Below are 14611 nucleotides of genomic sequence, written 5' to 3'. Positions count from 1 at the left end.
GCGCCGCCTCAAATTTCTGCTGCGCGGCTTTCGTTCTAATGGCTGAATCGCTTGGAGAAAATATGAACGCGCAGAAGACTATCGTGATCGCGGCACTGCTGGCGTTACAGGGCTGCGCGGCAGGCTCCATCGCTGGTGCGGCAATGGAAATCGCCGGCATCCGAAAGCCGCCCGAGCTACCGGATGCGCAGAAGCCACCGCGCGATGTAGAGATCCGCCTGCACGCGAGCCAGAACCTCAATGCCGGAAAGGGTTCCCAGCCTCTCGCGCTCGCGACGCGTATCTACAAACTTCGGCAGACGGCTGCGTTCCAGCAGATGCCCTTCGACGGTTTCCTCAGTGCGCACGGGGAGCGCGAATTGCTAGGTAACGATCTGCTGGAGGTCAAGGAAGTGATGCTAATTCCCGGCCAGCGCTATGAAGTCGTCGAGAAGGTCGGGCGCGAAGCCTACTTCATCGGCGTGGTGGCGCTGTTCCGCTCCCCCGCAGAACAGCGCTGGCGGCTGGCGTTCGCCGCCGGCGATGCGGAAAAATCCGGCATCACCATCGGCCTGTACGCCTGCGCGATGAGCGTAGGAGCCGGCTCGCCGGCATACGGAGACACCGACAAGCCGCTGACCACCGTCCATTGTCAATAGTATTGGAGACAGCATGAGTATTCCGTCCAAGGTTCTTTGGGGTGAGGGTTTGTTTCTGCGGCCGCAGCACTTCCAGCAGCAGGACCAATATCACGAGGCGCGGCTAAAGCAGACAGCCCAGGCGCTGCATCCCTACCTGTGGGGCGTGCGCAAAATCGAGTGGGACCTGGATGCGTTGAAGACCGACCGCCTGCGTCTGCAATCGCTGTCGGTGATGTTCCATGACGGGGAAATCGTCGACGCGCCGGCCAGCGACCCACTGCCCACCGCCATCGATCTGTCCACGCTGCCGCCGACCTTGCAGGAACTGACTTTCTACGCTGCGCTGCCCACACTTTCACCGGCAGGCGGCAATGCGGCGACGGCGGAGCACGCGACCGGTGCGCGCTACCGCGAATCCACGCACGAGACGGCGGACCTGTACACGCAGGCAGCCGACACCGAAGTGAGCTACCTGAAAAAATCTGCGCGGCTGATATCGGACCAGGAACCATTGGGAGCGTTCGACTGCATACCAGTGATACGGCTGCGGCGCGTGGTGACAGGCGGCTTCGAACCTGACCCGGAGTTCATTCCTCCGGGCCTATCGATCGCCAGCGTCCCCGGTTTGAAAGCAGTGCTGGACCGGCTGATGGACGCCTTGCAGGCCAAAGTGCAGTCGCTGCAAGGGCATATGCGCGAGCCTAGCCGCAACGTGATCGAGTTCCGCTCCGGCGACGTGTCGTCCTTCTGGTTGCTGCACACGGTCAGCACCTCCGCTGCGGCGCTGATGCACTACGTTCGCAATCCCGCGCTGCATCCGGAGCGGCTGTTCGAAGCACTGCTTACGCTGGCCGGCGCAATGATGACCTACTCAAAACAGTACTCGCTGATGCACTTGCCCAGCTACCAGCACGACGACCTGGCACACTGTTTCTCCAGCCTGGACCACATCATCCGCGATCTGCTCGATACCGTCATCTCGACCAAGTACTTTTCAATCGCCCTGTCCGAAGAGAAGCCCAGCTACCACCTGGGCAAGCTCGATTCCGGCAAGATCGATCAACGGACCACGCTGTATCTGGCAGTCAGCGCGTCACTATCCGCGCTGGAGCTGGTGGACATCGTGCCGCTGCGCGTCAAGGTCGGCGCACCGGACGACGTGGAAAAATGCGTGCTCTCCGCCATGCCCGGCGTGAAGATCACCCATGCACCGCAAGTGCCGGCTGCTATTCCCGTGCAACCGGATACCTACTACTTCGCATTGGAGGGCAAGGGCATGCTGTATGAGCAGATGTTGAAAGCACAGTCGATTTCGATCTACGTCCCGGCAGGCATACGAGACCTGCGCCTTGGCCTGATAGCGGTGACAGCATGACTCCGCCCGTCGAGCGCCGCGCCATCCCCACGCTGATGGGCGGTCAGCGCCGCCAGCAGCAGCCCGGCTACGGCCACGTGCAAACGCTGGTGGACCTGCTGCAGGATGGCTTCTACCTGCTGTTCATGCTGAAGAACGGCAGCGTGCCGCCAGGCGAGGCGTCCCTGCTCGACACCGTCACCGCCTACCTCGCAGAGTTCGACCGCGAGGCCCGCAAGCTGCGCGCGCAGGGCGAAGATATCGACGCCGCCAAGTACGCCTTCTGCGCGGCGCTGGACGAGATCATCCTGTCGTCATCCTGTGCGATGCGCTTCGCCTGGGAACGGCGCCCGCTGCAACTGGTGATCTTTGGCGATCAGCTAGCCGGTGAACACTTCTTCGACCGCCTCGAAGCGCTGCGCAGCGCCGGCGGCGCGCGCCTGGCGGCGCTGCAGGTTTTCCATATGTGCCTGCTGATCGGCTTCCGTGGGAAGTACGCGCTGGACGCCGGCGACAAGCTGGCCTACATGACCGCCCGCGTGGGCGACGAGATCGCCCACATTCAGGGCAAGAGCAAGGGCTTCGCGCCGCAGGCCGAACGGCCCGACCAGATCGTCCACAAGCTACGCAGCAATACACCGCTGTGGGCCATGTGCGCCGTGTTTGCAGTGATCGGATTAAGCGCCTACATCGGGCTGTCGTCGTCGCTGTCGCATTCGACGCAGAACACGCTGGCCGGCTACAGCGACCTGGTGAAGCTGGCGCCGCGTCCGGCCTACGTGACGATCACCCTGCCCTAAGCCTTATTGCGCAACGCGGAACTCGATGCGGCGGTTGCGTGCACGGCCTTCCGCGTTGTTGTTTTCGGCGACAGGCCGGTCAGCCCCCTGCCCCGACACCATCACCATATCCGCAGGGATGCCCTTGCCGGCGAGGTAGGCGCGAACAGCTTCGGCGCGCGCCTGGCTCAAGGCGAGATTGCTCTCCCTCAGGCCGACGTTGTCGGTATGGCCGATCACTTCGACCTTCTTGCCCTTGACCTTCTGCAGCGCGGCCGCCATCTCGTCGAGGATGCCCTGGCCGGATGCGGTCAATGCCGCCTTGCCGCTCTCGAATTCGATGATGCGTTTGGCCAGCGTTTCGTCCAGCAGATTCTGTTCGGCGGCGCTGACGCGCAAGCCGTTGTTGACGGTGTAGCTGGGATTGAGGCTGGTGGCGATATCGCTGGCGATCTGCTGGCGTTGCGCCTCGTTCGCCACCTCGCCGCGCAGCGCGACGTTGGTGCCGTCGATCTTCAGCTCGCCCTTGCTGATCAGCTTCAGATTCGGTTGAATCAGTTTTTGCACATAGCCGTTCCAGTTGGGCGGCAACGAAACCGGCGAGATCGCGACCTGGTCGACCACGCGATCGGCGCCATACAACTCGCGCACGCGTTGAAGCAAGGCGGCCTTGCTTGCCTCGTCGGGCACCGCGCCGCTGACCAGGATTTGCCCAGGCTTGGGCGTGGCTGGTTGCGGCGCTTGCGCGGCGCAATGGAATGACATCGACAGCAAAACCGGCATCACCGCCGGCCAGATGGTCCGCTGGCGCATCGCATGGCTCCTTGTCAGACAAAGGTTTCGTGAAACAGCGCGTGGGCCGAGCGCAGCGACAACTGCCCCTGCTCCAGGTATGCCGACAGCTTCTGCACGCCGGCGTCATCGACAATGAGTTCATCGACCCATCCCGCGTACTCGAAGGCGATCTGCTGCTCGGCCGCGTAGCGCGGATCGATCAGCGCTTGCAGGACTTCCGGCGCGGCGCCGCCGAAGCCTATCACCAGCGTATGCTGTCCGCGCTGCTCGCAAAAGAACAGGCTCAGTTCAAAATCCGCCTGCAGCAAGAAGGGTGCGATCAGGTCCAGCCAGAACGACGCCACCAGATAGCGTTGACGCGCCATCGGCGGCAGCGGCAGCACCAGGCTTTTGTCCAGGCGCGCAGCGCCGCTGCGGCACACCGGCTGTAACAACAGACCAACCGCCAATATCATCTGGCGCACAGATGCGCGGCCCAGCATCGCCTCCAGCCCGGCGATGTTGTGGCGATCGAGAAAATCCATGAAGACCTGCTCGTGGCCAGCATCGCCCGGATCGATATCGACGGTGGTGGCGGCCATCGTCTGCAAGCTCGCCTCAGGTTCCGCCGCATCGAGCACCTGGTTCGCCAGTGGCGCCAGCACGTCCCATAACGGCGCCAGCACCATCGGGCTGCGCGCCACGAAGCTGCGTGGCTCGTCGATCTCGATGGCGCTCATGCTGAGGAAGGGATAGCGCCGCTGCGACAGGTCGCTGCTGGCCCGCAGATGGCCCGCAATGGCGCGCTTGCTGCGCGTGCCGACGAAGGCGAAGTCCAACGGTGGCATGGCGTCGTAATTGAGCTTCCAGCGCGGATCGGCGCTGAGCAGATTCATGACCTCGGCCAGCCAGCCGTCCAGCAGGTTGGCGAGCGCCAGGTTGTCGGCGGCCTTGATAAAGTCCCCGCGCGTCGGCAGCTTGCCGAAGTAGCCAATGCGGGCGGTTTGCGGCGGCCGCTTCATCGCGCCGCTCCGACTATCGTTTCCGGCAGCTTCAAGCCACGAAAGCCCTGGTCCTGCGGCCCCGCGCCGCTGCTTTCCGGGCTGCTGATGATCTTCAACCCCATCGTCACCGTGATCGCGCCGCTGGTCCAGCGCAGCTCAAACATGCCGCCCTCTCGTTTTTGCTTGGCCGCCGCGTCGATCATGCGCTTCAGGCCGAACTGGCCGGGCTCATTGAACACGTCCACGCTGCGGCCGTCGAAGGCCACCGCCGTGATACGAGCCCCGGGTGCACCTTGCGGACTCGGATGCACCATGTTCGCCCACTGCGCCGGCGTGTTGCGGTAGCGTAGCTGCTGGCCGTCGATATCGACCGTGTACTCCAGCGTGCCGGGCGCCGGCATCGGCTGGAGCTGGAAGATGGTCTGCGCGGCGGCGGAGGACGAGGCAACGCCGCCCGCGCCTATCGGCGCTATCCATCCGGGGAAGCGCGCCACGGTCTGCGGCGACAGTGTGATGCCCATGTCGGCCCAGGTGCGCGGCGCCAGCACATCGCCGCGCCGCAGCACCAGCGGCCCCATGGCGCCGGTGGCGAACTTGGCGATCAATCCGTCCGGCCCGAAGAACTGGGCGATCTCCGCGCTGCCGGCTTCGATGCGAGCGTTCGGCGAGAACGGATATTTGTTCGCCAGCGATTGCTGGAACGGTTCGTAGACCTGCGCTACCCAGGTCTTGTTGATCTCCGCCTCGGCCGGGCCAACCAGCACGGCGAAGGTCTGCATCAACGGCCGCACCAGGATGGGACGGATGGACTGCTTCTGTGCGTCGCTCATCCCGGTCAGCATTTGCTCATCGACGTAGCGCAGCGCGTCGGCCAGCTCGGAGCCGCTGCCTTCCAATGTCTGCTGCATGAACTGCCGCGCGCCGGGGCCGGGATCGCCCTGGTTCTTCAACTGGTTCAAGCGGCTGCGCAGTTTCGACAGCGTCTCCATGTAGGAGCGCATCAGCGACGCATCCTTGTCCTTGGTCGCCACCAGCTTACCGACGCCGGCGAACTCGCGGCCGATGGGGCCCATCGGCTTGTCGGCCCTGGCCTGGTCCAGCTGAACGTTGACGTTGACCTGCGAAGGCCCGCGCCGCAGCACGCTGTTCTTGACCCAGTTGACGAAGCCCGTCTGCACCTCCTTCAATTCGGCGCTCATGATGGCTGGATTGTCCCACGACGTTTGCTGGTGGATGGCGGTCAGCAGCTTGGAGATGGGCGACGACTGTGGATCGCCCAAGCGGTTCATCGCCGTCACCGCCGCATCGAAGCCATTCAGGTTGGCGATGGTGACGCCCTGGACGAACTTCTGCCACTCGCGCGCGTAGTCGGCCTTGTACAAATCCGTCAGCCCTTTCTGGATCTGTTCAGGGCTGCCTTCCAGCGTCAGATCGTCGCGGGCCGCCGTTTTCAGGACCCAGTCCGCGCTTTGCAGTTCGTGCGTTGCCGCTTCGCGGAAGGCATCCTGCACAAACTTCTCCCATGCCTCGCGGGTGTAGGCGCCGGGGATGGCGTAGCTGCCCGTTACCAGCGACTGATCCTGCTCGCCCACCATGCGCGCCACCGTCATCGCCGGATAGCGCGTGTTGGCGCGGGCGCGGATGTCGGCGTAGACGCGCTCCCTGGCCGGCATGCCGCGCACCACGCGGCGCAGGTTCTCGCGCGCCTGGTCCACCAGCGCCAGCTTCTGCTCGATGCGCGGCCAGGAGGGATCGGCTGTCTGCGCGAGGTAGAACGTCATCAGCCGTTCGGCGCTGTGTATCATCTGCTCGCGCGGCATGGCGCCGCGGTTGTTCTCTAGCCAGCCGCGCCAGTAGCGGGTCAGCTGGTCGTTCAGGTGGCTGGGTTCAGCGTGCGAGGTATCGGCCAACATCAGATAGCTCTTCAATGCGTTATAGGCGTCTTCGACGTTGACGGCGGAGGCTTCCTGGAACTGGCGGCCCGGCGCAGCTGGTGCCGTGGCAGCGGCAGCCTGCGCACCCGGCGCCTGCAGTTGATCGGCGTGCGCGTTCATCTCCGACAGCAGCGTCTCCAGGTTGGCGACGACGGGCTTGAGCATCACCTCCCGCACGCCGCTGAAGTACTCCTCGCGCAGCTTGCGCTCCAACAGTTCGCCCTGATACAGACCCATACGCAGCGACCATGGCCGGTCGGTGCGATATTTGTCCAGCTGCTCGATACGATCCTGCAGGATCTCCAGCGCCTCCAAGCGCGATTGCAAATCCAGACGCTTGGCCTGCAGCTTGATCACCTTGTCGAGGTCCGCCTGCACGTTGCTGACCAACTGGCGGTTGCCAAGATACGACCAGCTCCAGCCGCCCAGCGATACACCCAGCAGAACCGCCGCCGCGAAGAAGGCCGCGTAGGTCAGGCGCACCTTGTTCTTGCTGGCGTACTGCGACACCAGGTCCTTGTCGGCGAAGATCACGTCGCGGAAAAGCTTGAGCAGGAAGAAGCCCGACTGCCCGCTGCCCGCTACCGGCGGCGTATCCGGCACCGTCAGATCGAAGCGCTTCGCCAGCCGCCGCGATTGCTCGCTGACCGCCGCGCCCTCTTGCAAGGCGCTGGTGAAGTAATAGCCGCGAAACACCGGCTTGAATTGAAAAGGATTCTCCTCGAACAGCGTGACGAGGAAGCTGCGCAGCGGCGCGCGTATCGTCGCGAACTCCAGCGGGAAGGTGAACACGCCAGGCTCCATGCGGTCGCGCCGCTGCTGGCTCATATTGGCCACGCTCAGTTCCTTCAGGCCGGCGCACAGCTCATCGAAACTGTGGTCGAAGAAGGCCATCATCTGCTGGCTGCTGGCCTTGCGCTTGTAGGGCATCGTGGCACCCCACACGCGTTCGCGCTCGCCGCGTTCGGCGCGGGCGAAGAATTCGCCGAAGCCCGCGATCAGATCGGCCTTGGTGAACACCACGTACACCGGCGCGAATACCTCCAACCGCTCGATCAAATCCTGCACGCGCTTGCGCAGGCTGCGCGCCAGCTTGATGCCGACTTCGGGATCGTCGCCGCGCAGCTCGGCGATGCTGACCGCAATCAGGATGCCGTTGATGGGCGCGCGGCGGCGGTACTTCTTCAGCAGGTCGAGAAAGCCGTGCCACTCGGCGCGGTGTTCGTCCAGCACCGCATAGCGCCCCGCCGTATCGAGCAGGATGCCGTCGGTGGTGAAGAACCAGTCGCAGTTGCGCGTGCCGCCCACGCCGTGCACGATCTTGCCGTCGGCGAAAGGGAACTGCAAGCCCGAGTTGGTGATGGCCGTGCTCTTGCCCGCTGCGGGATTCCCGATGATCATGTACCACGGCAGTTCATACAGCGCGCGCGTGCCGGACACGATGCCCATCTTCGAGCCACGGATCGTCTCTATCGCCTTGAGCATGCTGTCGCGGATGGCCTTGACCTCGGCGTCCGACTGGTCGCGCGCCAGCGATTCCGGCGGCGTTGTGGCGGCGGCCTGCGCGCCGATGGCCGCGCCCAGCTCCTCGGACTCGCGCGCGGCCCGCCGGCGCCGCCACAGCCAGACCAGGCCGGCCAGCAGCAGCATCAGCCCGGTCGCCGCCAGCGCCCAGATCAGTGCCAGCTCCAGCACTTGCGCGCCGAGATAGAAAAACGCCGCCATCGCTGTCAGGCCGATGATGGTCAGGTGGCGGGTATCGGTAAGGAAGTACCAGATTCTTCGCATCATGGGTCGAGGCCGGCGTGGACGATAGCGCCTGAGCAGCAAGCGGACCGGTCAATGGTGCCACCAACAATGCGGCAATTTCTTGACGCAAAACAACGATGTCAGTGCGCCGTCTTATTTCCGCACCGTGCCTGCCACGCGCAGTTCGGTGTGGCCGAAGTCCATCATGGTCCAGCGCCCGCCCCAGTGCAGGCCGACCGATTCGGCCGCTTCGCCGTACAAGCGGTAGCCGCGCATCGCCCATGGATCGCGCTCCGAAATCAATAGCTTGCCGTCGCGCAGGAAGGCGCAGTCCGCCGCCAGGCCGAACTGGTGATAGCTCTGGAAGGCCTTGGCGTTGGTGACGGCGGGGCCGGCTGCGGCCAGCGCGTTCTGCCGCTCCGGGCTGCGGTAGCCCTCCAGGATCGCCATGTCGTAGCCGTGGTTCTCTTTCATGATCTTGAACACCAGCAGCAGGCGCTGCGCAAAGTCGGGATCGAGCAACTGCCAGTTGCGGTTGGCGCTGTCGAGCATGGGGCGCACCAGCGTCACCTCCGCCGTGGTGAACACCAGCGGCGGCAACGGCGCCGGCGCCGCCAGTTGTTCGCCTTTCAGCAGGTCCGCGATCTGGTCGTTGATGGCGTGGCTGTCGCTGTCGAAGCCGCCCAGCATATTGCGTCCGCTGAGCACCAACGCCAGCATCGGCGGCACGGTCAGCAGCACGGCGGCCGACAACACCAGTAGATAACGCCGCTGCAAAAACGCCAGCGCGCGCATCAGGCCGCCGCCGGCGCTGCGTCCGGCCTGCGCCGCCTGCTGCGCGCCCTGCCGGTAGCCGCCGCGCAATCCCTGTCCGATACGGCGGCCGATGGCCGACATCGACTGCGCCACCACATCGCGCCCAGCCGGGAACAAGGCCAGCCACGCGCCCAGGCACGCCAACACAAAGAACAGCACTACCGAAAAGAGAAACATGATGCGCTCCGTCAAAGCAAGGTCGCACCGCAGATCGGACACTGAAGGGCGAGCACGCTTCATCGTAGGCGCTTGCGCCGGCGGCGTGAAAGAGCAGATCAAATTCGGAGGAAATACCGTGGATACGTCGAAGCAAAAACCCGATCTGATGAGTTCGAATCGCCCGGCGGCGGACAGCGGCAAGCGCATCCTGGCGAACCTGGAGCATGGTCCCCGTCCCGCCGCCAAAGCGCCGCGCACCACCGGCTGGACCATCGACGGCTGGACCATCGGCCTGGGGCTGCTGCTGGCGACCATGTGCACGGTCGCGTGGCTGATGCACGAGAAGACGCTGACGCCAAGCTCGTTGGTCCGCAGCCGCGACCACGTCAACAGCGCCGTCGAGCGGCGCCAGGCCGAACCGGATGCCCCGGCCGCCGTGCAAGCCGAACAGCCGGCAGCGATCGTCAACGAGGTCGTGGCACGGCCGCCGGCGACCGTCGATGCATCGCCCATGCCCAGGCCAGTTGCCGTCGCGCAGGCCAAGCCCGAGGCGCCACATGTGGCATCCACGTCGCACAAACCGGCGGCGGCAAGCAGCGTCATCATGGCAAGCGCCGCGAGCCCGCGTCCGACGGCGGCGCACACCGCCACCTCCGCTCCAGCCACAAGCGGCGACACCGACGTCGCCCTGCTCACCGCACTGGTCGCCCACGCGGCCAAGCCGGCTACCGTGCTGCCCGAGCGCAGCCGCGACGTAGTCGAGCGTCAGGAAGGCGACAGCACCGCGCAACTGCTGGCGCGCTGCAAGCAGCTGGGGCTGATCGAAGGCATGTTGTGCCGGTCGCGTATCTGCTCAGGCCGCTGGGATGCCGACCCGGCCTGCAACGCCCCCGCGCACTGATCAAGGCGCGGCCTTGCCTCCGCGCGCGGCCAGCGCATCGACCATGGCTTCGCTGTAGATTTCGCCTTTGCCGTCGGCTGCCGCGATCATGTCGCGCCACAGCGGCACGATGTCGACCTTGAGCCGGTTGAAGCGCTCGAAGCCGCAGGCGTAGATGCCGCGATAGGTGGCGAAGCTGTGTTCCAGCTTTTCGCATTCGCCCAGGGTGGCGTCAGTGTAGGCCTTGCCTTGCTCGGCGCTCCAGATGCCGGTGCGCAGCAGGCCGTCGAGCGCCATCGCCTCGGCGCCGCCTTCGTGCACCCACGGCGGCGACTGTTCGCTGACGCCGCCACGGCGTACATTGCCCTGCCACAGATGCGCCATTTCATGCGCCACCACCTGGGTGATGATCTCCCGCTTCTTCGGGCTTTCAGGGGTCAGCAAGGCCGTGCCGCCGAGGCGGTAGGCGATCTGCGCGCCGATCACTCCACCCTTGAACGACAGGCCCGGCGTGGTGGTATCGTTGACGGCCACCATCAGCAGCATGGGTTGCCTCAGCTTCTGCCCGTAGGCCGCGCTGTAGTAGACGGACATCTTGGCGGTCGTGTCGAGCAGCAGGCTTTTGGCCCAGGCTGAGAGTTGAGGATCAAGCAGCACTTGCCCCTCGCCGGCAGTGACCGGTGACTGCGGGCCGAAGTAGGCATACGGCGTCGCGCTGCCGGCAGGAGCGGTTGCGACGGCCGGCATCAGCACGTTTTCCTTGCCGAGTCCTTGCAGCGTGAAGTTGGCTGCGATATCGCGCACCGCCTTGTCCTGCAACGCCTCGCCTTGCAAGAAGCCCAGGTAGATGAGGCGGCCGCCATCCGAAAACCGGTCGGTCGCCAGGTAGTACTTGCCCAGCGGTTGATCAATGGCCGAGATTTCCACGGAGAGCTGCCGCAGCGGCTTGCCGTCGGTGGCGGCCAGCGCGTCGTAGGTGGCGCCGGTGGTCAGCGCCACGCCCGGCGTCAGCACCTTCCAGGCGAACTTGCGCAAGTCGCCGACCGGCTCGAACCGCATCGCCGTCACCGGTTGCGAGAATTGATAGTCCGCGCGCCAGGTGTCGGGCGCCACGTGCGTCAGGCGCACCTGGACCGGCAAGGGTTCCGCACACAGAGCGGCCGCCATCGGCAACGCCAGCACCACCGCTGCAAACAATCTCGTCAACATCTGCGCCATCTCCGTCTCAGTGATAAGACACAAAATATAGCATGAAAGACATGGCGATCTGGCAATGAAAAAGCCCCAATGGTTTCCCGTCGGGGCTTCTTCTACAACATTTTAAATGTTGCAATCTCCTAGTTGGCCTCAACGTTTGCGGATCACAAGGAGAACCAGACGGAGAAATACGGTTAGGAAATCAAACGCAATTTAGCAGCCTGAAACTCTTGCTCGGAAAGAATGCCACTATCACGCAAACCGCTTAATTTTTGCAATTCATCAGCAAGACTGGTTACTGGCTGAGCTACGACGGAAGGTACTCGTAATTCCCGCACCTTTTGTTCGATGTGCTCCTTGATTGTCGCTGCCAACTCATTATTGCTCTTGTTTGCAAACATAAAGGAGTTCTCATCGCTAGCTGCGGAAAACACTCCACCGCGACTTTCGTTGCCACCAGGGATGGTGAACTGCAAATAGCCACTGAACAGTGCCCCGGCTTCCTTAAACTGGATAGCCATGATTGAACTAAACGGTATCGTCTTTGTGCCTTTCAGCCCTTTATTCATAAAGCCAAGAATACCCTTCGGAGTTATCGTAACTTTGTCCTCAAACACCTCAAGTGAATCTTGTACACCCTTCATAGTGTAAACGCTGTTCATTCTCTTCCTTTTTCTCGGTCGGCCACAATGAATCGAAATAGCAGTTACGCAAGCGCTTTCGCAATTGACTATTGCAAAATATTAATTAGTTTTAATAGCATAGCTGAATCGCCACCAGTTCGCCAGACGCTCAAAATACCGCTTGATCCGCCGGATCTCATGGGAACTATGCCCAAGGACTGCCTACCGTCCCAAAACGAAAAAAGGGGTTACACGCCTAGGCATGTAACCCCTTAATCCTGTACTACTAAAATTCTGGCTCCCCGACCTGGACTCGAACCAGGGACCTGCGGATTAACAGTCCGTCGCTCTACCAACTGAGCTATCAGGGAAAAGAGGCCGCATTATATACGGCCAATTTCTAGCTGTCTAGGCTAGCGGGAAAAATTCCAAAAATCAGAAGCCGCCCTTGAACTGCACACCGAACTGACGCGGTTCGTTGACGAAGCCGGTCAGATTGTTGAAGTCGATCGCGCCGGTGATGCGCTCGGTGTTGGTGATGTTGCGACCAAACGCCGCCACTTCGTACTTGCCGCCCTGCCAGTTGTAACCCACGCGCAGGCCGCCTTCAAGCATAGGCTTGCCGGTGAATTCCTTGGCTTCGTACAGGAAGAAGTTGATCTTGCTGCGGTAAGCCCAGTCGGTCAGCACGAACAGGTTGCCGTCGGCCAGCGCCCAGTTGTAGCGCGCGGTGGCGTTCAGGATGTACTTCGGCGCCTGTGGCAGCGGGTTGCCGTCGATGACGACGCGGCCGGCCGCGTTCAGCGGATTGGTCACGGTGCACGAACCGCATTTGGCCACGGACAGCGATGGATCCTTGATCTCGGTGAAGTTGTACGAACCGCCGGCCGTGACTTTGAAGTCCGGCGTGATGAAGGCTTCGAAGTCCGCTTCCACGCCACGGCCCACCGTCTTGGCTGCGTTGATCAGCTTGGTGACGTTGGAGTTACCGCCAACCACGGTCAGCTGCTGGTTCTTCACATCGTAGTTGTAGACGCTGAACGATGCGCGGGCGCGGCGGTTGAACAGGTCGGCCTTGATGCCGGCTTCGTACGAGGTGATGGTTTCAGCATCGGCCACGGTGATCGGCACCGATGCCGAGGCGGCAGCGATACTCGGCGCGCGGAAGCCGGTCGCTACGCGAGCGTAGGCGTTGACGTCCTTGTTGATCTTGTAGGTCGCGCTCATGTCCCAGTTGGCCTTGTGCTTGCTCTCGTCGACCGAATCAGGACCGGTCTGCGTGACGTTCATGCGCGCGGTGGTGGCGAAGTCCTTCTTGTCGTTGGTGTAGCGCACACCGCCGCGCAGCACCAGCTGGTCCGACACGTCATAGGTCAGCGAACCGAACACTGCAGCAGCGGTGTTGTTCTGATGGCTGGCCAGGTGCGAGGTCTGCAGCTGGGTGTTGCTGTCGAAGTTGTTGGTGTAACCGCTGGCGCTTTCCTTGAAGTAGTAGACGCCGGTCTGCCAGTTCAGCGGACCCGCATTCTTCGACTCGACACGGAACTCCTGGGTGTACTGGTGCAGGCCGCTCAAGCCCCCGCCGGTCTGCACCTGGAAGGGAATGAAGCCAGGACCGGCCGGGCTGCCGCCGTCGATGTCGCCGCGGCTGTAGTAGTCGTCCACGGCTTCGTAGCCGGTGATCGAGAACAGCTTGACCGCACCCAGGTCCCAGGTCAGGCGGGCGTTGGCGCCGTTGGTGCTCAGGCTCTGCGTGTTCTGGCCGTTGGTGGCGATCTTGGTGAAGTCGTAGCCGTCAGCGAAGTCGTTGGTGCCCTTCTTGATCAGGTTGGCGCGGAACAGACGGGCGCTGCCGTCGGTGGTGCGCGAGTGCACGTTGAACAAGGCGCTGAAGGTGGTGCTTGGGGTGTACAGGAACTGCACGCGCTCGGCGTGTTCGTTGTAGCCTTCCAGCACGTCGTTCTGCTTGGTGAAGGTGTTGTCGACGAAGTTGTCGCGGTGCTGGCGCAGCGTCGATACGCGCATCGCCCACTCGCTCGACAGCGGCACGTTGACGGCGCCTTCGGCATTGATGGTGTTGTGGGTGGCCCACGACAGATTGTAGTAACCCTCGATTTTCTTGGTGTTCGGTTTTTCCGATTCAAACTTGACCACGCCGGCCGGGGTGTTGCGGCCGAACAGCGTGCCCTGCGGGCCGCGCAGCACTTCCACGCCGGCCACGTCGAACATCGGGTAGCCTTTCAGGATGCCGTTTTCCTGCACCACGTCGTCATACACCAGCGATACCGGCTGCGAAGCGAAGGTGCTGAAGTCGGTGTTGCCGTAGCCGCGGATGTAGAAGCGCGGGAAGGTACGGCCGTTCGACGATTCCACGTTCAGCGACGGCACTTTGCCGGCCAGCACGCGGATATCCTGGCCGCCGGACAGCAGCACGTCCAGCTTCTCATCCTTCAGCAGGGTGACGGAGACCGGTACATCCTTGATGTTCTCGGCACGGCGCTGGGCAGTGACGGTCACGGTTTCCAGCTGTGGCTGGACGGCGGTTTGCGCGATGGCGGAACCGATAGGCATAACAGCGCTCAGCGCCAGCAAGCGCTTGTGCATCTTCGACAGTTTGATCATTCAATATCCCGATTTGAGGTAACGCAAAGAGTAAAAAACAGTGTGTCTCCTGTTCTCTCTTTCTTTTGATACTGTCCGATCATCTGACGTGACCGTGGCA

Annotated in this window: 11 protein-coding genes and 1 tRNA gene; 4 read left to right on the top strand and 8 right to left on the bottom strand. The window is 63.1% G+C overall.

Going from position 1 to position 14611, the window contains the following annotated elements; genetic code table 11:
• The first annotated feature begins 62 nt into the window (after positions 1-62).
• The 3 genes from tssJ to GEV01_RS07225 are packed head-to-tail and all read left to right on the top strand — an operon-like array spanning position 63 to position 2774.
• Entirely contained in the window at positions 63-638 is a 576-nt protein-coding gene (gene tssJ, locus GEV01_RS07235; RefSeq protein WP_152802966.1) for a type VI secretion system lipoprotein TssJ, read from the top strand.
• 13 nt (positions 639-651) lie between these two features.
• A complete protein-coding gene (gene tssK / locus GEV01_RS07230) occupies positions 652-1995 on the top strand; it encodes a type VI secretion system baseplate subunit TssK (RefSeq protein WP_152802964.1) in 1344 nt (447 codons plus the stop codon).
• Positions 1992-2774, top strand: a complete 783-nt coding sequence (locus GEV01_RS07225) for a DotU family type IV/VI secretion system protein (RefSeq protein ID WP_152802962.1) — start codon at positions 1992-1994, stop codon at positions 2772-2774. Before tssK ends, GEV01_RS07225 begins: the two co-directional genes overlap by 4 nt.
• A 3-nt stretch (positions 2775-2777) precedes the next feature.
• Here the strand turns inward: GEV01_RS07225 and GEV01_RS07220 are convergent, their stop codons facing one another.
• From GEV01_RS07220 to GEV01_RS07205, 4 genes are all read right to left on the bottom strand, one after another.
• Positions 2778-3566 (bottom strand): OmpA family protein, encoded by a 789-nt coding sequence (locus GEV01_RS07220; RefSeq protein ID WP_152802960.1) that lies wholly within the window; start codon positions 3564-3566, stop codon positions 2778-2780.
• Between the two features lie 14 nt (positions 3567-3580).
• Positions 3581-4549: a type VI secretion system-associated protein TagF gene (tagF, locus tag GEV01_RS07215; RefSeq protein ID WP_152802958.1), complete on the bottom strand. Its 969-nt coding sequence runs from the start codon at positions 4547-4549 to the stop codon at positions 3581-3583.
• Complete coding sequence (gene tssM, locus GEV01_RS07210; RefSeq protein WP_235914313.1) at positions 4546-8253, bottom strand: type VI secretion system membrane subunit TssM; 3708 nt, start codon at positions 8251-8253, stop codon at positions 4546-4548. Before tssM ends, tagF begins: the two co-directional genes overlap by 4 nt.
• A 114-nt stretch (positions 8254-8367) precedes the next feature.
• Positions 8368-9207, bottom strand: coding sequence for a M15 family metallopeptidase (locus tag GEV01_RS07205; RefSeq protein ID WP_152802955.1), 840 nt, complete (start codon positions 9205-9207; stop codon positions 8368-8370).
• Between the two features lie 118 nt (positions 9208-9325).
• Between GEV01_RS07205 and GEV01_RS07200 the strand changes: the two genes are divergently transcribed.
• Positions 9326-10090 (top strand): hypothetical protein, encoded by a 765-nt coding sequence (locus GEV01_RS07200; RefSeq protein ID WP_328595453.1) that lies wholly within the window; start codon positions 9326-9328, stop codon positions 10088-10090.
• Here GEV01_RS07200 and GEV01_RS07195 read toward each other — a convergent pair whose 3' ends face one another.
• The 4 genes from GEV01_RS07195 to GEV01_RS07180 all read right to left on the bottom strand — a co-directional run bounded on the left by GEV01_RS07195 (position 10091) and on the right by GEV01_RS07180 (position 14511).
• Positions 10091-11278: a hypothetical protein gene (locus GEV01_RS07195; protein ID WP_152802953.1), complete on the bottom strand. Its 1188-nt coding sequence runs from the start codon at positions 11276-11278 to the stop codon at positions 10091-10093. It lies immediately after the preceding gene.
• 182 nt (positions 11279-11460) lie between these two features.
• A complete protein-coding gene (locus tag GEV01_RS07190; protein WP_152802951.1) occupies positions 11461-11928 on the bottom strand; it encodes a DUF4429 domain-containing protein in 468 nt (155 codons plus the stop codon).
• Positions 11929-12184: 256 nt separating this feature from the next.
• Positions 12185-12260: transfer RNA gene (locus GEV01_RS07185), tRNA-Asn, on the bottom strand.
• A gap of 64 nt (positions 12261-12324) precedes the next feature.
• Entirely contained in the window at positions 12325-14511 is a 2187-nt protein-coding gene (locus tag GEV01_RS07180) for a TonB-dependent receptor (protein ID WP_152802949.1), read from the bottom strand.
• Positions 14512-14611: the final 100 nt, after the last annotated feature.

This window comes from Rugamonas rivuli, from assembly GCF_009380165.1.
Taxonomy (GTDB): Bacteria; Pseudomonadota; Gammaproteobacteria; order Burkholderiales; family Burkholderiaceae_D; genus Rugamonas; species Rugamonas rivuli.
This window is presented reverse-complemented; position numbering and strand designations above follow the sequence as displayed.